Origin of the sequence: Sphaerisporangium sp. NPDC005288, from assembly GCF_040607475.1 — a bacterium.
In the GTDB taxonomy this organism is placed as follows: Bacteria; Actinomycetota; Actinomycetes; order Streptosporangiales; family Streptosporangiaceae; genus Sphaerisporangium; species Sphaerisporangium rhizosphaerae.
In genome coordinates this window covers 171983-193181 of sequence record NZ_JBEXGT010000011.1, presented here as the reverse complement: position 1 = coordinate 193181, position 21199 = coordinate 171983, and the positions used below count along the sequence as shown (strand labels likewise).

At 72.8% G+C, this 21199-nt stretch carries 17 protein-coding genes; 11 read left to right on the top strand and 6 right to left on the bottom strand.

What is annotated here, in order from left to right:
- Positions 1-50: 50 nt before the first annotated feature.
- The 3 genes from ABZU32_RS13515 to ABZU32_RS13505 all read left to right on the top strand — a co-directional run bounded on the left by ABZU32_RS13515 (position 51) and on the right by ABZU32_RS13505 (position 3778).
- Positions 51-926, top strand: coding sequence for a ribokinase (locus ABZU32_RS13515; RefSeq protein ID WP_354921388.1), 876 nt, complete (start codon positions 51-53; stop codon positions 924-926).
- 325 nt (positions 927-1251) lie between these two features.
- On the top strand, positions 1252-2424 hold the full coding sequence (locus ABZU32_RS13510) for a CoA transferase (protein ID WP_354839637.1): 1173 nt from the start codon (positions 1252-1254) through the stop codon (positions 2422-2424).
- A 529-nt stretch (positions 2425-2953) separates the two neighbouring features.
- On the top strand, positions 2954-3778 hold the full coding sequence (locus ABZU32_RS13505; protein WP_354921386.1) for a CoA ester lyase: 825 nt from the start codon (positions 2954-2956) through the stop codon (positions 3776-3778).
- A gap of 44 nt (positions 3779-3822) precedes the next feature.
- Here the strand turns inward: ABZU32_RS13505 and ABZU32_RS13500 are convergent, their stop codons facing one another.
- Entirely contained in the window at positions 3823-4581 is a 759-nt protein-coding gene (locus ABZU32_RS13500; protein WP_354921383.1) for an SDR family oxidoreductase, read from the bottom strand.
- Between the two features lie 343 nt (positions 4582-4924).
- On the opposite strand from ABZU32_RS13500, the gene ABZU32_RS13495 reads away from it, so the two are divergent.
- From ABZU32_RS13495 to ABZU32_RS13475, 5 genes are all read left to right on the top strand, one after another.
- Positions 4925-6130, top strand: coding sequence for a phosphotransferase (locus ABZU32_RS13495; protein ID WP_354921380.1), 1206 nt, complete (start codon positions 4925-4927; stop codon positions 6128-6130).
- A 358-nt stretch (positions 6131-6488) separates the two neighbouring features.
- Positions 6489-8006: a PQQ-dependent sugar dehydrogenase gene (locus ABZU32_RS13490; protein WP_354921377.1), complete on the top strand. Its 1518-nt coding sequence runs from the start codon at positions 6489-6491 to the stop codon at positions 8004-8006.
- A gap of 563 nt (positions 8007-8569) precedes the next feature.
- Positions 8570-9337 carry a hypothetical protein gene (locus ABZU32_RS13485; protein ID WP_354921374.1) on the top strand — a complete coding sequence of 256 codons (768 nt, stop codon included), beginning with the start codon at positions 8570-8572 and terminating at the stop codon, positions 9335-9337.
- The gene (locus ABZU32_RS13480; protein WP_354921371.1) at positions 9334-10212 is read left to right on the top strand and encodes a hypothetical protein; all 879 of its coding nucleotides are present in this window, start codon (positions 9334-9336) and stop codon (positions 10210-10212) included. The genes ABZU32_RS13485 and ABZU32_RS13480 overlap by 4 nt, the downstream gene beginning before the upstream one ends.
- A 64-nt stretch (positions 10213-10276) precedes the next feature.
- Positions 10277-11320, top strand: a complete 1044-nt coding sequence (locus ABZU32_RS13475) for a LacI family DNA-binding transcriptional regulator (RefSeq protein WP_354921368.1) — start codon at positions 10277-10279, stop codon at positions 11318-11320.
- A 365-nt stretch (positions 11321-11685) separates the two neighbouring features.
- Here the strand turns inward: ABZU32_RS13475 and ABZU32_RS13470 are convergent, their stop codons facing one another.
- Positions 11686-12876, bottom strand: a complete 1191-nt coding sequence (locus ABZU32_RS13470; RefSeq protein WP_354921366.1) for a TIGR03118 family protein — start codon at positions 12874-12876, stop codon at positions 11686-11688.
- A 258-nt stretch (positions 12877-13134) separates the two neighbouring features.
- Between ABZU32_RS13470 and ABZU32_RS13465 the strand changes: the two genes are divergently transcribed.
- Positions 13135-14637 (top strand): alpha-N-arabinofuranosidase, encoded by a 1503-nt coding sequence (locus tag ABZU32_RS13465; RefSeq protein WP_354921363.1) that lies wholly within the window; start codon positions 13135-13137, stop codon positions 14635-14637.
- 77 nt (positions 14638-14714) lie between these two features.
- On the opposite strand, the gene ABZU32_RS13460 is transcribed toward ABZU32_RS13465, so the two are convergent.
- From ABZU32_RS13460 to ABZU32_RS13445, 4 genes are read right to left on the bottom strand one after another with little or no spacing between them, the layout of a single operon-like run.
- Positions 14715-15563 carry an ABC transporter permease subunit gene (locus ABZU32_RS13460; protein ID WP_354921360.1) on the bottom strand — a complete coding sequence of 283 codons (849 nt, stop codon included), beginning with the start codon at positions 15561-15563 and terminating at the stop codon, positions 14715-14717.
- Complete coding sequence (locus ABZU32_RS13455) at positions 15560-16459, bottom strand: ABC transporter permease subunit (RefSeq protein ID WP_354839669.1); 900 nt, start codon at positions 16457-16459, stop codon at positions 15560-15562. Before ABZU32_RS13455 ends, ABZU32_RS13460 begins: the two co-directional genes overlap by 4 nt.
- Positions 16459-17688 carry an ABC transporter ATP-binding protein gene (locus ABZU32_RS13450; RefSeq protein ID WP_354921357.1) on the bottom strand — a complete coding sequence of 410 codons (1230 nt, stop codon included), beginning with the start codon at positions 17686-17688 and terminating at the stop codon, positions 16459-16461. Before ABZU32_RS13450 ends, ABZU32_RS13455 begins: the two co-directional genes overlap by 1 nt.
- On the bottom strand, positions 17685-18896 hold the full coding sequence (locus ABZU32_RS13445) for an extracellular solute-binding protein (RefSeq protein WP_354921354.1): 1212 nt from the start codon (positions 18894-18896) through the stop codon (positions 17685-17687). The genes ABZU32_RS13450 and ABZU32_RS13445 overlap by 4 nt, the downstream gene beginning before the upstream one ends.
- Positions 18897-19070: 174 nt before the next feature.
- On the opposite strand from ABZU32_RS13445, the gene ABZU32_RS13440 reads away from it, so the two are divergent.
- Together ABZU32_RS13440 and ABZU32_RS13435 are read left to right on the top strand one after the other, a co-directional pair.
- Positions 19071-19982: a dihydrodipicolinate synthase family protein gene (locus tag ABZU32_RS13440; RefSeq protein WP_354921351.1), complete on the top strand. Its 912-nt coding sequence runs from the start codon at positions 19071-19073 to the stop codon at positions 19980-19982.
- 62 nt (positions 19983-20044) lie between these two features.
- Complete coding sequence (locus ABZU32_RS13435; RefSeq protein ID WP_354839680.1) at positions 20045-20818, top strand: ribonuclease activity regulator RraA; 774 nt, start codon at positions 20045-20047, stop codon at positions 20816-20818.
- Positions 20819-21199 lie beyond the last annotated feature (381 nt).

The window sequence follows — 21199 nt, the reverse complement described above, 5'->3', positions numbered from 1 at the left end:
CGGGACGGGCGGAGCCTCACTGAGGTGCCGGGCAGGGGAGAGGACAGACCATGATCTCGGTATTCGGCAGCGCGAACATGGACCTGGTGGCCTACACCGCGGTCGTGCCCGGGCGCGGCGAGACCGTCACCGGGCACGCATTCCGCACGATCCCGGGAGGCAAGGGCGCGAACCAGGCCGTCGCGGCGGCGCGCGCCGGAGCGGCCACCTGCTTCGTCGGCGCGGTCGGGGACGACGCGTTCGGCCCCGTCATGCGCGACACGCTCGCCGGTGCCGGCGTCGACGTGAGCCGCCTGCGAGTGGTGCCCGGGTCGTCGGGCATCGCGCACATCGTCGTGGACGACGACGGCGGCAACTCCATCATCGTCATCCCCGGCGCGAACGGCACGATCACCGCCCCGTCCGACGAGGACCTCGCCGTCATCGACCGCTCCGACGCGCTGCTGCTGCAACTGGAGCTGCCCATGGAGGCCGTGGTGGCCGCCGCGCGACGGGCCAGGGTCCCGGTCGTCCTCACCCCCGCCCCGGTCCAGGACCTGCCCCGCGAACTGCTCGACGCCGTCGACCTCATCGTCCCCAACGAGCACGAGGCCGCGGCGATCACCGGCCTGGCCGACCCCGAGGAGGCGCTGAAGGCGCTGCTCGACCTCGTCCCCGAGGCGGTGATCACCCTAGGCGCGGAGGGGGCGCTGTACGGCGCCCGGACGGGCCGCCCGTTGCGGGTGCCGGCGGTGCCGGTGCGGGCCGTCGACACCACGGCGGCCGGCGACACCTTCGTCGGCGCGCTCGCCGTGGCCCGCGCCGAGGGCCGGCCGCAGGAGCAGGCCCTGCGATTCGCCGCCACGGCCGCCGCCCTGTCGGTCCAGCGCCCCGGCGCGAGCACCTCGATGCCCACGCGCCCCGAGATCGAGGCGGCCCTCGCGTGACCGGGCCGGAGCCCTCCGCGGCGGCGACCATCGTCACCACGCGGAACCGCCGAGGAGCCGCCACGAAGTTCCGCGGCGGAGTCGTCAGGCGGACCACGGAGCAGTCGTCACGCAGGACCCCGGAGGAGTCGTCACACGGGTCCCCGGAGCAGTCGTCACACGGGTCCCCGGAGGAGTCGTCACACGGGTCCCCGGAGGAGTCGTCTCACGGGTCCCCGGAGGAGTCGTCTCACGGGTCCCCGGAGGAGTCGTCTCACGGGTCCCCGGAGCAGTCGTCACGCAGGACCCCGAGGGAGTCGTCACGCAGGACCACGGAGGATCAGACATGAAAGCCCTGGAAGGCGTCCGCGTCCTGGACCTGGCGACGCTGTTCGCCGGGCCGATGGCCGCGATGCTGCTCGGCGACTTCGGCGCCGAGGTGGTCAAGGTCGAGCACCCGGCCAAGCCCGACCCCTCCCGCGGCCACGGTCCGGGCGGCCTGTGGTGGAAGGTGCTGGGCCGCAACAAGCGGGCCATGACCCTGGATCTGTCGACGGCCGAGGGTCAGCGGGTGCTGCTCGCGCTCGCCCGCGACGCCGACGTGGTCATCGAGAACTTCAGGCCCGGCACCCTCGAGCGCTGGAACCTGTCCTACGACCGTCTCCGCGAGGCCAACCCCCGCTTGGTGCTGGCCCGCGTCACCGGGTTCGGCCAGTTCGGCCCGTACGCGCGGCGTCCCGGGTTCGGCACCCTCGCCGAGGCGATGAGCGGGTTCGCCGCGATGACCGGCGAACCGGACGGGCCGCCCACCCTGCCCCCGTTCGGGCTGGCGGACGGCATCTGCGCCCTCGCCACCGCCTACGCCGTCATGGCCGCCCTCCACGCGCGTGAGGGCACCGGGGCCGGCCAGGTGGTCGACATGTCGATCATCGAGCCGATCCTCACCGTGCTCGGCGCCCAGCCGACCATCTACGACCGGCTCGGCGTGGTGCCGCCGCGCACGGGGAACCGCTCGGTCAACAACGCGCCGCGCAACACCTACCGCTGCGCCGACGGCACCTGGGTGGCCGTCTCCACCTCCGCCCAGAACATCGCCGAGCGGGTCATGCGCCTGGTCGGCCGGCCCGAGTACGTCCAGGAGCCGTGGTTCGCCACCGGCGCCGGACGCGTCGAGCACGCCGACGAGCTGGACCAGGCCGTCGCCGCGTGGGTCGGCGCGCGCACCCGCGAGGAGGTGCTGGACGCCTTCGAGCGCGCCCAGGCGGCGGTCGCCCCCATCTACGACGTGCGCGACGTCATGTCCGACCCGCAGCTCGCCGCCCTGGACGCGGTCACCACCGTCGAGGACCCCGGCCTCGGCCCGCTGCGCATGCAGAACGTCATGTTCCGCCTGTCGGCCACGCCGGGCGAGATCCGCTGGCCCGGCCGTCCCCACGGCGCCGACACCGCCGCCGTCCTGGCGGAGCTGGGCCTGTCCGACGCGGACGTGGCGGCCCTGCGCGACAAGGGCGTCGTCTAGCGCGATGACCATATACGTTCACCGGGCGCGGCTCTCCGCCCCCGGTCGGACCTGGTGCGGTGTCCACATGCGTTCACCGGGCGCGGTGTCCACATGCGTTTGCTGGGTGCGGTTCTGCGCCCCTGGTCGGGCCTGGTGCGGTGTCCACATGCGTTTGCTGGGCGCGGTTCTGCGCCCCCGGCCGGGCCTGGTGCGGTGTCCACATGCGTTCGCCGGGCGCGGTTCTCCATCCCCGGTCGGACCTGGTGCGGTGTCCACATGCGTTCGCCGGGCGCGGTTCTCCGCCCCCGGCCGCACCTGGTGCGGTGACCACGTACGTTCGCCGGGCGCGGCTCTCCACCCCCGGCCACGGGTTGCAGTGATCGGCGCCGGGTCGGCGGGTCGTGGTACGGCGATGCCGGCGCCTGCTACGGCGCCCGAGCCGGTGAACGTTCGTGGACGGCGCACTAGCGCGCCGCCGCTCACCCGACATCTGAGGAAGTGAACCGATGCCGACCTGGTTGTACGCGCCCGCTGAGGAAGTGATCTGATGCCGACCTGGTTGTACGCGCCCGCGGACCGGCCCGCGCTCGTCGCCAAGGCCCTCGCCGGCCTGGCCGGTGTGGTGATCGTCGACCTGGAGGACGCCGTCGCGCCCGGCGACAAGGACCGGGCGCGCGCCGAGGTCGTCGCGCTGCTCGCGACCCCGCGCCCGCGCGTCCAGATCCGGATCAACGACGTGCGCACCCCGTGCGGGCAGGCCGACCTGCGGGCCATCGGGCCCCTGTGCACCGGCACCGCGGGCATCCGCGTGCCGAAGGCCGAGTCGGCCGCCGCACTGCGCGAGATCGCCCTCGCGGCTCCCGGCGTCGCGCTCCATCCGCTGGTCGAGTCGGCCCTCGGCCTCGAACTGGCCTACGAGATCGCCACGGCCTGCCCGGCGGTCGCGAGCATCGGGCTCGGCGAGGCGGACCTGCGCGCCGATCTCGGCGTCGCCGACGAGACCGGCCTGGCGTGGGCGCGGTCCCGGATCGTGGTCGCCGCCCGCGCCGCGGGGCTGCCCGCTCCCGCCCAGTCGGTCTACACCGCCTTCCGCGACCTGGAAGGGCTGGCCGCCTCCTGCCGCGCCGGCCGCGCCATGGGGTTCCGGGGCCGCGCGGCCATCCACCCCGCCCAGTTGCCGGTCATCGAGGCCGCCTACCGCCCCGCCGAGGAGGAGATCGCGGCGGCCGAACAGGTGGTGGCCGCGGCAGGCGCCGGCGCCGTCGCCCTCCCGGACGGCCGCTTCGTCGACGAGGCCGTCGTCCGCCAGGCCAGGGCCCTGCTCGCCGACGCCGGCCGCCCGGGCGGCGCCATCCCCGCCGGCACGGCCTGAACCGGGTCAGGCGCGCAGGAAGGGTCAGTGCGCAGGATGGGGGGTCAGCTGCGCAGGTAGGAGGCGCCGTTGAGGTCGATGATGGCGCCGCTCGCCCACTCGGCGGTGGGCGAGGCCAGATAGAGCACGGCGGCGGCGATCTCCTCCGGCCGGGCCACCCGGCCGAACGGGCTCTGGGCGCGGATCGCGTCGCCGCGCGGAGCCTTCAAATGCTCGTTGGTCATGTCGGTCTCGACGAAGCCGGGCGCGACGGTGCCCACGGAGATGCCGTGCGGGGCGAGGAAGATGGCCAGCGACTGGCCGAGGGCGTTCATGCCCGCCTTGCTCGCCGCGTACGCCGGAGCGTGCGGCTCCCCGCGGAAGGCCCCGCGCGAGGACACGTTGACGATGCGCCCCCCGGACGGCATGTGGGGCACGGCGCACCAGGTGAGGTTGGCCGCCCCCAGCAGGTTGAGGTCCAGCGTGCGCCGCCACGCCTCCTGCCACTCCTCCTGCCACTCCTCGTAGGACACCTCGGTGATCGGGTGGGGAAGGAAGACGCCGGCGTTGTTGACCAGCACGTCGATGCCGCCCAGCCCGTCGGCCGCCTCGTCCACCATGCGCCGGACCTGCTCGGGGTCGGCGATGTCGGCCTGGACGACCACGTGCCCGTCGCCCGGCAGCCCGGCCCGCGTCAGCTCGGCCAGCTCGGCCGAATCGCGGTGGTGGACGGCCACGCGGTCGCCCTCGCCCGCGAACGCGGCGGCCACCGCACGTCCGATGCCCCGCGACGCCCCGGTCACCAACACTGCTCGTCCGCTCATTTCGCACAAGCTAGCAACTTCGCCCGGCCGGCCCACCGCCGGGCGGTCCGCCGAGTTCGTCCGCACCACTGCACGGCCGGGCCATCACCGTCCGTTCGGTCCGCATCACTGCACGGCCGGGCCATCACCGTCCGTTCGGTCCGCATCACTGCACGGCCGGGCCATCACCGTCCGTCCGGTCCGCATCACTGCACGGCCGGGCCATCACCGTCCGTCCGGTCCGCTCCCGGCGATGGCCCGGCGATGGCGGCCGGGCGGTCCGACGATCCCGGCGGGCCGGGCCGGAGGGCGCCGTCCCTATGATGGTCCGCCGATCCGCCGGCCCGCCCCACGAGGAGAACGCATGGAGGTCCACGACCTGCCGGACGCGGAGGACGCGCTCGCGCACGCCGGGCCAACCCGCCACGATCCGCCGGACGACGCCCTGCCGGGGCGGGATCTTCACGACCTTTCGGCCGGGGGCGGCGTACTCGGCCGGGTCGAGGGGGTGGCCTGGCGGGCGTTGCGGCGCTACGACGTCGGGCCGGACGCCGAGGTCACGCTGATCAACGTGTCGGAGAACGCGACGTTTCTGGTCGCCGACGCGGGACGCCGGCTGATCCTGCGGGTGCACCGTCTGGGCTACCACTCGCGCCAGGCGATCGCCTCCGAGCTCGACTGGCTCACCGCGCTGCGCGAGGAGGCGGGCGTGCCGACCCCGCGGGTCGTCCCCGCGCTGGACGGCTCGCGCGTGGTCGGCGTCGCCGACCCGGGCGCGGCCCCGCGCGACTGCGTGATGTTCGCCCACGTTCCCGGCGCCGAACCCGCCGAGCACCGCCTGGGCGAGCACTTCGGGCCGCTCGGTGCGATCACCGCGCGCATGCACCTGCACGCCCGCCGCTGGAGGCGGCCGGCCTCGTTCACCCGGTTCCACTGGGACGAGGACGCCGCCTTCGGCCCGCGCCCCCGCTGGGGCCGCTGGCAGGACGGCGCCGGCGTCGGCCGTGAGGAGCGCGCGGTGCTCGGCAGGCTGGAGGCCGCCCTGCGCGACCGGCTCGCCCGGTTCGGCAAGGGCTCTGAGCGGTACGGGCTGATCCACGCCGACCTGCGCCTGGCCAACCTCCTGGTAGACGGCGCCGCGAGCGGGGGACGGGCGGCCACGGCCGCACCGCCCGGCGGCGCGGGTCACCCCGGGGAGTCCACCGCCGGGGCGGCTGTAGCGTCCCCTGGCGCCCGGCGGGTTGACCGGGGAACGGCGGGCGTGACGGTCATCGACTTCGACGACTGCGGCTTCGGGTGGTATCTGTACGACCTCGGGGCGGCGCTCAGCTTCATCGAGCACCACCCGGGCGTCCCCGAGATGGCCGAGTCGTGGGCGGGCGGCTACCGCACCGTCCTCGATCTCCCGCGCGAGGACGAGCGGGAGATCTGGACCTTCATCATGCTGCGCCGGCTGCTGCTGGTCGCCTGGATCGGCTCGCACCCGGCCGTGGACATCGCCCGCGAGCTGGGCGCGGGGTACACCGAGGGCACCTGCGCCCTGGCCGAGCGCTACCTCGCCTCGATCTGACCCCCGGCTTCGCGCAAGGGGGAGCGAACCGGCGGCCGGCCCCACGGCCGGCCCCGGACCGTGCGCACCTCCTGCCCGCGATCGCGGTGGATCCGCCGCCGGCCGCCGCGAACGAGGGGCGTCGGCGCACCGTGACCATGGACGGCCGGGGGCCGCCAGGCGGTGGAAAGTTGCAGACGTACGATGAAAGTTTCCAGCCGGACGGGAACGCCGGCGCCGGGCCGCCGGGCTTACGCGCAGGCCAGGGCGGTGGCTCGCGCGTCCGCGCCACGACCATGATTGCCCGAATTCGCGCCCGCCGCATACGGTCGTGGACCAGGCTTTGACACCGTGCCTTACACGTCGTAGGGAGCACGTGATGACCGTTGTACCGGTGAAGCGCAGGCGCTTCACCTCCATCCTGACCGTCACCGTCGCCGCCGTCGCCGCGGCCGCCGTTCTCGTCGTGACCCGCCCGATCCCCGCCGGAGCCCTCGCGACCGGCGGTTTCGACTTCACCCGCGCGACGGTCGCCAACACCGGGCTGCAGGTGCCCTGGGGACTGGCCTTCCTGCCCGACGGCAGCGGGCTGGTGTCCGAGCGCGGCACCGCCCGCATCATGCAGGTGCGCCCCGGGGCCACGCCCACGGCCGTGGCCACCGTGCCGAACGTCGTGCCGTCCGGCGAGGGCGGCCTGCTCGGCATCGCGGTCTCACCCACCTACGCGCAGGACCAGTACATCTACGCGTACTACTCGGCCAGCGCCGACAACCGCGTGGTCCGCTTCCGCCTGAACGCGCCGGGCACCCAGCAGGTGCTCGTCTCCGGCATCCCGAAGAACAGCTACCACAACGGCGGGCGTCTCGCCTTCGGCCCCGACGGCATGCTGTACGTGACCACCGGCGACGGCGGGACCACCTCCAACGCCCAGAACCAGAACAGCCTCGGCGGCAAGATCCTGCGCATGACGCCGACCGGCGGGGTGCCGTCGTCGGGCAACCCCTTCCCCAACTCGCTCGTCTACACGCTGGGGCACCGCAACGTCCAGGGCATCGCCTGGGACCCGCAGGGGCGGATGTACGCCAGCGAGTTCGGCCAGGACACCTACGACGAGCTCAACTACATCGTCGCCGGGGGCAACTACGGCTGGCCCACCTGCGAGGGCATGTGCAACAACTCCTCCTTCCGCAACCCGCTGGTGACCTGGACCACGGACCAGGCGTCGCCGAGCGGCCTGGCCTACGCCAACGGCACGCTGTTCGCCGGAGCGTTGCGCGGCACGCGGCTGTGGACGGTCGGGGTGAACGGCGGCTCGACCGTCGGCTCCCCGGTCGCCGAGTTGCAGGGGACCTACGGACGGCTGCGCGCGGTCGCGGTCGGCCCCGACGGCTGGCTGTGGGTGACCACGAGCAACCGTGACGGCCGGGGGACCCCGGCGAGCACCGACGACCGCATCATCCGCGTCCCTCCGACGGGCACCACGCCCTCCCCGACGCCGACCGCCACGCCGACGGTGACGCCGACGCCCACGCCGACCCCCACGGTGACGCCGACTCCCACGCCCACTCCGACCCCCACCCCCACGGCGGGACGCGCCTGCGCGGCCACCTACCGGGTCGTCAACCAGTGGTCGAACGGGTTCCAGGGCGAGATCGCGGTGCGCAACTCGGGGACCTCCGCCATCGCGTCGTGGACGGTCACCTTCACCTTCCCCAACGGGCAGACCATCAGCCAGGCGTGGGGCGGCCGGTACACCCAGTCCGGCTCCGCCGTGACGATGCGCAACGAGTCCTGGAACGGCACGCTTCAGCCCAACGGGTCGACCACCGCCGGCTTCAACGCCAGCTGGACCGGGGCGAACGGCGTGCCGGCCACCCTCACCTGCTCCGCCGGCTGACCTGGTGCGGTGATCGGGCTGACCTGATGCGGTGAAAGCAGGCGCCGGGCCGCCTGACCGGGCGGGCTCGGCGCCCGCGAGCGGTCACTGAGCTCCCTGGACCACACCCGCGGAGGCGGCGTCCCGCGACGCCGCCTCCGCCGTCACCCTCCGGACACCGGCGGCATCCGCGGCACCTCACGGTCCCGCGGTCGCCGCCGGTTCTGGTCTTTCCGGTCCTCCGCGCACCGCGCCTACCGATCAGGGCCGGGACGGCGCCGGTGGGACGAATGGCGTCTTTGGCGGCCGAACCGACCTCCACCCGCTTTCCGGCCCGCGGGTATCTCCGAGAGGCGTGCCGGGCGTGCGCGCTCCACGCCGTGCGGGCCGCGAACGGGCCGCGAACCGTTGCCCTGTCGGCGTTTCCGTGGGCCTTGCTCCTGCCGTGGCGGCCTTCGGCAAGGAAGCTGGAGCCCCCTTTTCGATCAATGCCCGCCATGGTCACGTAATGTGATAGCTATGTGACGGCATGCGATCGGTAACGGGTGGTGTGCGACCGCCCGCACAACGCTATGGAGATGGTAATGCTCGTCAGCGTCCTGGCGGTTGCGGCCGCGGTCGGGGTGGTGGCCGCCGCCGCCTTTCTTTTCCGCAAGCTCGATCACGGCACCGACGACGTGCTCCCCAACGGCCCCGCCGCCGGCCACGCCGGCTCCATGCTGTCGTCCATGTTCCTGCTGGTCTTCGCCATCGCGGTCGTGGTGCCGTGGACCACGGCCGACTCCGCCCGGCAGAACACCTACACCGAGAGCCGCGCCGCCGTGGAGACCTACTGGGCCGCGGCCGGGCTTCCGTCCCCTGTGGGCGCCCAGGTGCAGCAGCAGCTTCGCGACTACGTCCAGTACGTCGTGCAGAAGGAATGGCCGCTCATGGCCGACGGGCGGCTCAGCCTGGAGGGCGCCTCGCGGCTGGACGCGCTGCGCACTCAGGTGGCGGGCCTGATCGTCACCGGTGACGACGCGAGGGCCGCGAAGAGCGCGACCCTGGACGAGCTGAAGGAGGTGTCGGCGGCGCGACGTCAGAGAGGTGCGGACGCCCAGGCCAGACCGCCCGCCGGCGTGCTGCCGCTGACGATCCTGACCGGGTCGATCGTCATCCTCTACCCGTTCCTGGCCGGCGCCCGTCCGCGCGGCAAGACGCTCGTGCCGCTGTTCATCATGGCCGGGCTGCTCGGGTTCGGCATCTACCTCACCTGGCAGATCTCCCACGTGTTCTCCAGTGGCCTGTCGGTGGGTCCCGAGGCGTTCAGGTCCGCTCTGGACGAGTTCCAGCGCATCCCGTGGAGCGGATGATGGCGCCCGGTTCCCGCGCCACCGCCCTGCTGGCGGTGCCGCTCGCCACCGCGTCGCTCGCGGGCGTCCTCATGGCCGCCACCCCCACTCCTCCCTCCAGCGCCGAAGCCGTCCACCCCGCACCGCCCGGCTCCTTGAGGACGCCTCCCCACCACCCCACCCCCACGCCGCACCGCACACCCCGGCCCCCGGCCGAAGCCCCGAACCATGCGCCGGAAGCGGCGAGACCCAACGCACCGGCCAGGCCGAGCAGGACGTCCCGTACCGCGAGAAAGGTCGGCGTCGAAGTCGAGGCCAGGGCGGGGACGCGTTCCGGTCCAGGGGTCGCCGACGCCGCTTTGCGCCTGTCGGACGACGACGGCGACCGGCTCGGCGTCCTCCCGGGCGTCGGTCTCTGCCTGGACGTCGACCTGGTAGTGAGCCTGCGGGTCGGCATCACCATCGGCGGCCCGCCCGTCTGCCGGCGTCCGGCCGCCCCGCCCGCACCCGCCCCCGCTCCCACGCCGCCGCCCACCCCGCCCACGCGCACACCGCCCACGCCGGCCCCGCGCACGTCGGCCCCGCCGGCTCCCACCCCCACCGTCACCTCCTCCCGGGCGCCGTCGTCCCGGCCCCCCGCCCCCGCGGTCCCACCCGGACGGCCGCAGGCGGCGCCTCGCCCGGCGCCGTCCCGGACGGAGGTCACACCGACGCCCTCACCGCCGACGGGCAGGCCCACGCCACCGGCCGTCGTCCCGTCCGCCGTCCAGCGCCGGCTCCGGGCGGAGGTCCCGCGGCCGCGCCGTCCGCAGCCGCTGGCGACGGTGATGGTCATGGTGGTCCTGTCGCTGGTCATCGCCCTCGCCGCCGGCCTCGCCTTCGGCACCGTCCGCTGACCCATGAGGGGCGGGGTGGGGCCGGTGGCCCTGTGAATGAGGGGAAGGTGCGTAGACTGGGGCGGTGACCGCGACGGATGCCGGGCTCGCCGCAGGCGATTCAGCGCGCCATGACCTGACGGTGGCGAAGATCGCGAAACTCGCCGGGGTGTCGGCGCCCACGGTGTCCCGGGTGATCAACGGCCAGGCCGGGGTCGCGCTCGGCACGCGGCAGCGGGTCGAGGCGGTGCTCCGTGAGCACGGCTACCGCCGCCGCGACACCAGCACCTCCGTCGCCATCGTCGAGCTGGTCTTCCACGCCCTCGAGAGCCTGTGGGCCCTTGAGATCATCCGCGGCGTCGAGCAGGCCGCCCGCGAGCGCGAGCTGGCCGTCGTGCTCACCGAGATGCAGGGCAGGCTCACTCCTGGCAAGGCCTGGACCGAGCAGGTGCTCGCCCGGCGTCCGAGCGGTGTCATCACGGTGTTCTCCGAGCTGACCGTGCAGCAGCAGTCGCAGCTCGCCACCCGCTCGATCCCGCTGGTCGTCATCGACCCGACCGGCGAGCCGCTACACCAGACGCCCTCCGTCGGCGCCACCAACTGGAGCGGCGGGATGGCCGCCACCCGTCACCTGCTCGACCTCGGCCACCGCCGCATCGGCATGCTGAGCGGGCCGACGCAGTGGCCGTGCTGCCGGGCGCGGCTGGACGGCTTCCGCGCCGCGATGGACGCCGCCGGCGTCCCGGTGGACCCCGACCTGGTCCGCGTCAGCACCCTGTACGTCGAGGGCGGCCTGCAGGACGGCGCCGAGCTGCTGAGTCTGCCCGACCCGCCCACGGCCATCTTCACCGCCAACGACCTGCAGGCGTTCGGCGTGTACGAGGCGGCGAGGCGGGCGGGCGCGCGCATCCCCGACGACCTGAGCGTGATCGGCTTCGACGACCTGCCGTTCACCCAGTGGGCCGGCCCGCCGCTGACCACCGTGCGCCAGCCGCTGGTCCAGATGGGCGCCACCGCCGCCCGCATGATCGCCGCTCTCGCGGCGGGGGAGCGACTCGAGCACCACCGGGTCGAACTGGCGACCGAGCTGATCGTCCGCGAGAGCACCGCCCCGCCCGCCCGCGCGTGAGCGCGACCTCGCGGCCACACCCGTACGCTCCCGGCGAGACCGTCCGCTCGGTGGCCTGACGGAGCGCGTCTCATGGCCCGAGGGCTCGGTGGCCTGACGGGGCGCCGTCTCATGGCCCGGGGGCGCAGGATGTGTCCGGGCCATGAGACGGGCGCACCCGGCGGGGAGGCGCCGGGACGGACCTCTCCGCCGCAGAGACGGAGATGTCCGAACAACCGAAAGCCGGCTGCGGGGCGCGCCACCCCGCAGCCGACTTCCGCTCATTCGGGCGGGTCGTGTTGATCTTCAGAAAAGATGGTGAATCCTCGTTTCGCGGGAGCCCTCGGTCATCGCAGGGCCCGGTGGTCGCTCACCTCCCGTCGTGATCAGTAGCCGGAGTTGTTGTTGGAATTGGAGTTGGAGGTCGGCGAGGCCGACGGGCTGGCCGACGCGCTCGGCGCGGGGGTGGAGGTGCCGCCGGCGGCGTCGGCCGGCATGATCAGTCCGATCAGGCCGTGCTGCGCCTTCTGGACGCCGGCGGAGAACCACAGGGCGTTCTCGCCGCCGATGGCCGCGGTGCCGGGCTCGAGGTCCCACAGGCCCTCGATGGCGATCGCCTTGCCGTCGGCCTTGCGCAGCGGGCCGAGGTAGCGGCCGTTGCGGTAGGCGTTGATCCAGCCGTCACCGAAGTTGCCCACCAGCAGCGCGCCGGCGTAGGCGCCGAAGCTCGCGGGGGCCTTGATCATCGCCCAGGGCGCGTTCAGGGCGCCGCGGGCGGCCACGCGGCCGGCGAAGCGACCCGAGGCGGTGAAGCGGCTGATGAAGCCGAAGCCGCGTCCCGCGACCGACTTGCCGGTCTCGGAGTCGCGCTTGGCGTAGGCGACGTACACGGCGTTGCCCACGATCTCGACGTTGAAGGCGGAGTAGTCACGCGGCAGGCCGCGGTCGCGGAAAGCCCACTTCGACAGCCGCACCCTGCTGAAGTCGTCGTCGAAGACGTCGACCCGGTTGTGGGCGAAGTCGGCGGCGAGCAGGAAGCGTCCCCGGTTGGTCGGCATCAGGGCCAGGCCCTTGTAGTCGGCGTGACGGGTGAAAGCCGCGATGATGGCGTTGCTCGGGTTCACCTCGGCGTTCCAGCCGGTGATGGCGCCGCTGGGGCTGGCGAAGATGAACGTCGCCGGGCCGGAGGCCCCCTTGCTGGAGATCTCGAAGCCCTCGCCGGAGTCGTTGAAGATCTGGCCGGTCGGTGTGCCGCCGGGGATCCAGACTTCGGTCTTCTCCTTGGTGAGCTGGCTCGCGCCGCCCGAGTACACGGTCGCCGTCCCGGTGCCCGCGTTGGAGACCCACAGCGTCTTGCCCATCGCCAGGCCCCAGGGGTTGACCACCTTGGCGTCGGTGACGTCCGCCTTGCCGGCCACGTCCGAGATGAGGGGGATCTCGGCGAATCGGTTCTTGTTATGAGTGGTGGACCTGGTGGACTCCTTGGACTGCGTGGACTCAGCGTGCGCCGGGATCGTGCCGGTGGAAATGCCCAGGACGAGTGCCGCAGCGCAGAGCGTGACGATGCGCGACCGCATCAGGCCTCCTATGTCGTCTGCATGTGCGTACGGACGGAGGTACGCGGCGGTCCCAGACCCGGTTCAAACCGATTTGTAATCTTTCTTTGGCCGGCGGAACGGCGCTGTGGCTTCCAGGTGAGGACGGGGCCGCCGAGCACGGCGTGGGCCGGATCCGATCGTCCCCATGCCCGTCCTTGACTGCGGGCATGGGAGTGCTGACAATCGGCGCAACCGAACCCGGCGTCACCGACCTCCGCGAAGGCGGGCAGGAGCACCGTGCACCAGGCATCCCTCACGATCGACCCCGCCTTCCGTGTGGCCCCCGTACAGCGGCGCACGTTCGGCTCCTTCGTCGAGCACCTCGGCCGCTGCGTCTACACCGGCATCTACGAGCCCGGTCACCCCACAGCCGACGAGGACGGCTTCCGCCGCGACGTCCTCGAGCTCACCCGCGAGCTCGGCGTCAGCACCGTGCGCTATCCGGGCGGCAACTTCGTCTCCGGCTACCGCTGGGAGGACGGCATCGGGCCGGTCTCCTCGCGCCCCGCCCGGCTCGACCTGGCCTGGCACTGCACCGAGCCCAATCAGGTCGGCGTGGACGAGTTCGCCCGCTGGGCCCGCAAGGCGGGCGTCGAGCCCATGATGGCCGTCAACCTCGGCACCCGCGGCGTCCAAGAGGCCCTGGACATCCTGGAGTACTGCAACCTCGACTCCGGCACGCACTGGTCGGATCTGCGCGCCGCCAACGGGTCCAAGGAACCGCACGGCATCCGGATGTGGTGCCTGGGCAACGAGATGGACGGGCCCTGGCAGATCGGCCACAAGACCGCCCGCGAGTACGGCAGGCTCGCCGCCGAGACGGCCCGCGCCATGCGCATGATCGACCCGGGTCTGGAACTGGTGGCCTGCGGCAGCTCGGGCTCCTCCATGCCGACCTTCGGCGCCTGGGAGGCCGAGGTCCTGGAGGAGGCCTACGAGCAGGTGGACTACATCTCCTGCCACGCCTACTACGAGGAGAAGGACCGCGACCTGGCGAGCTTCCTCGCCTGCTCCACCGACATGGAGAGCTTCATCGCCTCGGTCGTCGCCACCGCCGACCACGTGCGGGCCAAGCTGCGCGGCACCAAGCGCATCAACGTGTCCTTCGACGAGTGGAACGTCTGGTACCTCAGCCGCTTCCAGGCGGAGCAGGCCAGCGAGCCGCCGAAGGACTGGCCGGTCGCCCCGCCGCTGCTGGAGGACCGCTACCACCTGGCCGACGCCGTGGCCGTCGGCGGGCTGCTCATCACGCTGCTGCGCAACAGCGACCGGGTCACCGCCGCCTGCCAGGCCCAGCTCGTCAACGTCATCGGCCCCATCATGACCGAGCCGGGCGGCCGCGCCTGGCGCCAGACCATCTTCCACCCCTTCGCCCAGGCGTCCCGGTACGCCTCGGGCGAGGTGCTGCGGGTGGAGCCGGTCTCGCCGGCGCACGAGACCGCCGAGTACGGCGAGGTGCCGGCGCTGCACGCCGTCGCCACCCACGACGAGGACGTCACCACCGTCTTCGCCGTCAACCGCTCCACCGACCGGCCGCTCTCGCTCACGCTGGACGTCCGTGCGCTCGGCGTGGTCCGCCTCGTCGAGGCCACCACGCTCAGCGGCCCCGACGTCTACGCCGTGAACACCGCCGACGACCCCGGACGGGTCGTCCCGCGCGCCAACCCCGACGTCGAGACCGACCCCCTGCGCGTCGTCCTGCCCCCCGTCTCCTGGAACGTCATCCGCCTGGCCCGCTGACCCACGACCCCGGTGCCAGGGCAGGATGACGGGCCGGCACCCGGCCGACCGGGGGCTACTCGGGGGCTACTCGGGGGCTACTCGGGGGCGACCTCCTTGACCTGGGCGACGATCTGGGTGGGGTTGACGAACATCAGGGCGAGCACCAGCAGGGCCGACGACAGCAGGGTGTAGATGACGGCCATCGCGTCGATCGCCTGGGAGGCGCGGATGCCGGGGGTGAAGGCCGCGCTGTAGAGGGCGACGATGAGCGTCTGGCTGTCGGGGCCGGCGACCAGGAACGTCAGCTCGAACATCGCCACCGTGCGCACCAGCACCAGGACGCCGGCCGCGAGGATGCCGGGGATGAGCAGCGGGATCAGCACCCGGGTGAACACCTGCCGGGTGCCGGCGCCGCACATGCGGGCCGCCGACTCGATGTCGGTGTCGATCTGCTCGATGAACGGCGTCATGACCAGCACGACGAACGGCAGCGCCGGCACCAGGTTGGCGGCGATCACCCCGGCCATCGTCCCGGCCAGATGGAACTTGTACAGCACGGTGGCCAGCGGGATGCCGTAGGTGATCGGCGGCAGCAGCACCGGCAGCAGGAGCAGCAGCGTCACCGCCCGCTTGCCCGCGAAGTCGCGCCGCGCGAGCGCGTACGCGGCCGGCACGCCGAGCAGCAGGGCCAGCCCGACCACGGCCAGGGCGACCAGCAGGGTCACCTGCAGCACCTCGGCCAGCCCGAACTCCGTCCAGGCGTCCCCGTACCAGGACGCCGTGAACGCCGACGGCAGCCAGGTGCCGAACCAGTTCACCGCGAAGGAGTTCACCAGCACCGACATGATCAGCGCGGCCAGGTTGAGCAGGAAGAAGCCAACCCCGATCGGGACGATCCAGGAATGCGGCCGCCACCGTCCGCGCAGGGAAGTGAGAACGGTCACGCGCCCTTGCCTCCCGTCGAACCGGTGTAGAACCGTCCCCGCCACAGCATCACCAGGCCGATGACCAGCAGCTCGAAGACGCCCATGAGGACGGCGATGGCCGAGGCCATCGAGTAGTCGTACTTCTCGAAGGCCGCCTGGTAGGCCGCGATGGCCATCACGCGCGTCTCGCCCGCCGGCTCGCCGACGAGGTTGGCCGAGGGGAACACCGAGAAGGCCAGCACGAACGCCAGGATGAACGTGGTGGCGAGGCCGGGCGCGAGCAGCGGCAGCGTGATGTGCCTGACCCGCTGCCACGGTCCGGCGCCCAGCGTCGCCGCGGCCCGCTCCAACGTCGGGTCGATGCCCGACATGTACGACATGACGAGCAGGAAGGCGAACGGGAACCCGGTGATGAGCAGCGAGAACAGCACGCCCCAGTAGTTGTAGATGAGGCGGACCGGCTCCTCCACCAGGCCGAGGTCCAGCAGCACCCGGTTGAACCAGCCCTTGGGCCCGAGGTAGCGCAGCAGCCCGTCGGCCACCAGCACGGTGCCCAGCGTCACCGGCAGCACCAGGACGGCGGTCAGCAGCCTGCGCCCCCGGAACCGGCCGCGCAGCCGGTAGGCGATCGGCACCGACAGCCCCACGTTGAGCAGCGCGGCCGGCAGCGCGAGGCGCGTGGTCTTCCAGATCGTCGAGCTCTGGTAGGCGTCGCCGAAGAAGGCCCGGTAGTTGGCGAGCATGCCGCCCCCGGAACGCGGCTGCAACGACAGGCCGACCCCGTACAGCATCGGGTACAGGAACAGCGCGACCAGCACCAGCACCGCCGGGACGAGCAGCACCAGCACCCGGTCGATGCCGCGCTCGGCCAGCCGGTGCCGCAGCACGAGCCGCGGCGCCTCGGTGACCGCCATCACCCCTCGCCCCCGGAAGCACCCCTGGACACGCCGCCGGACGTGCCCCCGGAACCGCCTCCGAAAGCGCCATCGGAACCGCCCCCGGTAGCGCCATGGGAAGCGCCGCCGGACGTGCCGCCGGTGGCGAACACCAGGACGCGGTCCGCCGGGACGCCGAGGTCCACCTTGTCGCCGGGCGCCATCCGCTCGGGGGAGCGGAAGTGGACCACCCGCCCCGACTCGGTGACGCCCTCCACCGCCATCTCCCTGCCGTGGAACTCGGCGACCTCCACGCTCACCCGCACCGTGTTGGGCCCGGCGCGGCCCACCGTGAAGTCGTCGGGCCGCATCGCCGCCACGGCGCTCATCCCGTCCAGGTCCTCCTGCGCCACGCCCGTGAGCCGCAGGCCCGGCTCCTCCAGCACCACACGCCGGCCCTCGCGGGAGGCCACCGGCAGCTCCAGCAGGTTGCGGTAGCCCATGAAGCCCGCCACGTAGGTGTTGCGCGGGAAGGTGTAGACCTGCTCGGGCGTGCCGATCTGCTCCACCACGCCGTGGCGCAGCACGACGACGCGGTCGGCCAGCGCCAGGGCCTCCTCCTGGTCGTGGGTGACGTAGACGGTGGTCAGCCCGAGTGACTGGTGCAGCTTGCGGATCTCGGTGCGCATCTGCAGGCGCAGCTTGGCGTCGAGGTTGGACAGCGGCTCGTCCATGAGCACCAGCCGCGGGCGGATCACCACGGCGCGGGCGATCGCCACCCGCTGCTGCTGGCCGCCGGACAGCCGGCCGGGCAGCTTGTGCGCGTGGTCGGACAGCTCGACCAGCGCGAGCGCCTCGTCCACCCGCCGCGCCATCTCGGCCTTCGGCGTGCCCCGGACGGCCAGCCCGAAGCCGACGTTCTTGCGCACGGTCAGGTGCGGGAACAGCGCGTAGTTCTGGAACACCATGCCGAACCCGCGCTTCTCGGGCGGCAGGGTGTCGATGCGCTCGTCGTCCAGCCGGATGCTGCCGCCGCTCAGCGGCAGCAGCCCGGCCAGGCAGTTGAGCGCGGTGGACTTGCCGCAGCCGGAGGGCCCGAGGAGGGCGAGGAACTCGCCCCCCTCGATGGTCAGGTCCAGCCGGTCCAGGGCGGTGGCCGAGCCGAACCGCCGGGACACCGCCTCCATGCGCAGCGTGCCGAACGCGCCGCGCCCCCGCACGGCCGGCGCCGCCTCGCCGGTGCCCGCGGCCGGTGCGGCGCCGGTCATGATTTGCGCACCTTGTCGCCGCCGATCTCCTTGTCCCACTTGTCGAACGCCGTCACCAGCGCCTTGGCCTCCAGCGGCACGGCCTTGGGGTTCTGCTCGATGAGCCGGTCGTATTCCGGCCGGCCGAAGTCCTTGATCGCCTGCCGGCTCTCCGGCGGAGCCATGTCGATGGTGACGCCCTTCACCGCCGGCCCGGGGTAGAAGTAGCCCTTGTCGTAGGTGACGGCCTGCTGCTGCGGGGTGAGCGCGAACTTCATCAGGTCCAGGACCACGGCCAGCTTCTCGCCGGTGACGCCCTTGGGGACGACCATGTAGTGCGCGTCGGTCACCCAGGTGAAGCCTTCCAGCGTGGCGGTCCTGAAGTCCTTGGGCACCTGGCCGAGCACCCGCGGGTTGATGTCCCAGCCGGTGGTGGTGACGATGATGTCGCGGGTGCCCTCGCCGAGCTCCTGCATCGTCTGGGAGGTGCCGGTGGGGTAGTACTCGACGTACCGGCCGAGGTCCTTGAGGTACTTCCAGGTGTTGGCCCAGCCGTTGACCGGGTCCTTGGGGTCGCGGTCCTTGAGGATGTAGGGCAGGCCCATGAGGAAGGTGCGGCCGGGCCCGGAGTTGGCCGGCCGGGCGTACTCCAGCTTCTTGGGGTGCGCCTTGGCCCAGGCGAGCAGCTCTTCGGCGGTCTTGGGCGGGTTCGGCACCTTGGCCGGGTTGTACTCGATGAGCGGCCCGGAGGGGTAGTAGGTGACGACGACGCCCTTGCCCCGCGCGAGCTCCTGCATCTTGGCGGCCGGTTCCAGGTAGGCGCCGAGGTCGGGCAGCTTGTCGCCGTACTTCCCTGCCAGGTCCACCCACAGGTTCTGCTCCAGCCCGGCGGACAGGCCGTCGGTGCCGGTGAGCACCAGGTCGATGTCCAGGCGCTGCGCGTCCTGCTGCGCCTTGATCTTGCCGGCCAGTTCCGGGGCCGTCACCTTGGAGTAGGTGATCTTGCTGACGGCCTTGGGGTTGCGAGCCTTGTAGTTGTCGAAGATCTGCTGAGTGAGCTGCAGGTTTCCGGCGACGTCCACGATGTTCAGCGTCACCGGCGACTGCGGCATCTTCACGTCGGCCGCGGCGGGCTCGGGGGCGAAGGCCTGGCCCGCGTCGGGCGCGCCGCACGCGACCAGGCCCAGGACGAGACAGCCGGCCAGGACGGTGAGTCGGGGAGATCTCATGGGGGGTGATCCTCCTTAGTGGGCCGGGGAGCGCCGGGACTTTCGGAGGCGACGTTTCAGGGCGCACACCAGAATGAAAACGTCTGGTGAAATATGTCAATAGGTCGGCACGTCGATGTACTGATATACCAGAACTGGTGCCGGGAGCCGTGCCGCGCGCTCATGAAAGGGACGATGGCGATGCTGGATGACGTCAGGCGGGCGCTCGCGTCGGTGGTGGCCGTACCGGTCACCCCGTTCGACGACACCGGCCGCATCGACGAGAAGGCCTACGCCGCCGTGGTCTCGCGGATGGCCGTGGCGGGCATCACCGCCGTCACGCCGAACGGCAACACCGGGGAGTTCTACTCGCTGTCATCGCAGGAGCTCGACCGCGCGGTCGCGCTCGCGGTGGAGTCGGCGGGCCCGGCGCGCGTCATCGCCGGGGTCGGGCACGACGCCCGGCAGGCCGCTCTGCTCGCCGCCGGCGCCGCCCGGCTCGGGGCGCACGCCGTCATGGTCCACCAGCCCGTGCATCCCTACCAGTCGGAAGAGGGCTGGGTCGACTACCACCGGGCCGTCGCCGAGGCCGTCCCCGAGCTCGCGGTCGTCTGCTACCTGCGCTCGCCCCTGATCACGGCCGGGACGCTGCGGGCACTGGTGAGCGCGTGCCCCAACGTGACCGGGGTCAAGTACGCGCACCCCGACCCGGTGCGCTTCGCCGAGATGGCGGCCGGGGTGCCCGAGGTGACCTGGGTGTGCGGGCTGGCCGAGAGCTGGGCGCCGTTCTACTGGATGGGCGGGGCTCGCGGGTTCACCTCCGGCCTGGCCGCCATCGTCCCCGAGCTGTCGCTCGAACTGCACCGCCTGCTCGAGGCCGGCGACGCCCGGGGCGCGATGCGGCTGTGGGCGCGGCTCAAGCCCATCGAGGACCTGCGCGCCCGGCGCGGCAACGCCGGCAACGTCTCGGTGCTCAAGGAGGCGCTGGCCCAGCTCGGCCTGTGCCGCCGCGACGTCCGCCCGCCGATCTCCCCGCTGCCGGCCACGGAGCGCGAGGAGGTCGCCGCCATCCTGCGTTCCCTGGACCTCCCGGCCGGCCCGGGGTGACGCGGCCAGGAGATCATGGACATGACCGGCGGAGCGGTACCGAGGCGACAGGAGCGGAGAACGTGGGCGAGGAACGGCGGAACGGCGCAGAGGGCGCGGGGGCGAAGGGCGCGGGGGCGACGGGGGGGCAGGACGGCCGCGAGGTGATCGCGCCCGAGGTCTTCGAGGCGCTGAGGCGGGTGTCGACGGCGACGATCACCACCCAGCTCTTCGGCCGCGGCCTGCGCAACACCTTCCTGGCCGGGCTGCGCCCGCTCAACCCCGCGTGCACCCGGATGGTGGGGGAGGCGTTCACGCTGCGCCACATCCCCGCCCGCGAGGACCTCGACGTGCTGTCGGTGTTCAAGGACTACGACCATCCGCAGCGGCTCGCGGTCGAGTCGGTCGGCCCGGGACAGGTGCTGGTCATGGACTGCCGGGGCCAGACCCGCGCCGCCTCGATCGGCGGCATCCTCGCCACCCGCCTGCTGCGGCGAGGCGCCGCCGGGCTGGTCACCGACGGGGCGGTCCGCGACTCGCCGTTCTTCGCCGAGCTGGACCTGCCCGCCTTCGCCGCCGGCGTGTGCGCGACGACCAACCTCGCCCGGCACCACGCGATCGACCTGCAGGTGCCCATCGGCTGTGCCGAGGTGCCGGTGTATCCCGGGGACGTGATCGTGTCCGACGCGGAGGGGGTGGTCTGCGTGCCGCGCCATCTGGCGGCCGAGGTGGCCCGCGATGCCCTGGAGCAGGAGCACCTGGAGGAGTTCATCCAGGCGGAGGTCGAGGGCGGGGCCCCGCTGCGCGGCACCTACCCGCCGGACGAGGACACCCTGCGCCGCTACCGCGCCCGCTGACGCCGCGCCCGCGCCCGGCCGCCGTGGGCGCCGCCGGGCGCCGCGAGCGCGTCGAGGGCCGGCCATGACCTGACGTTGACCCTGGCGCGGACCTCGGCCGGACCTCGGCCGGACCTTGGCGCGGACCTTGGCGCGGACCTTGGCGCGGACCTCGGCCGGACCTCGGCCGGACCTTGGCGCGGATCCCGGTGCGGACGCGGTGCGGGCCTTGGTGCAGGTCCCGGGGCGGACTCATGTGAGGATCGGCGAGGATCCCGTTGAGCCTTGGTGACGGCTTGGCGGGCCGGTCGCGTCCCCATGTGGACACGGAGAGTATCCATTTGCTCACTTTGTGCTATGGACACGTAAAGTCAGGAGGCGGATACTCAACGTGTCAACAAG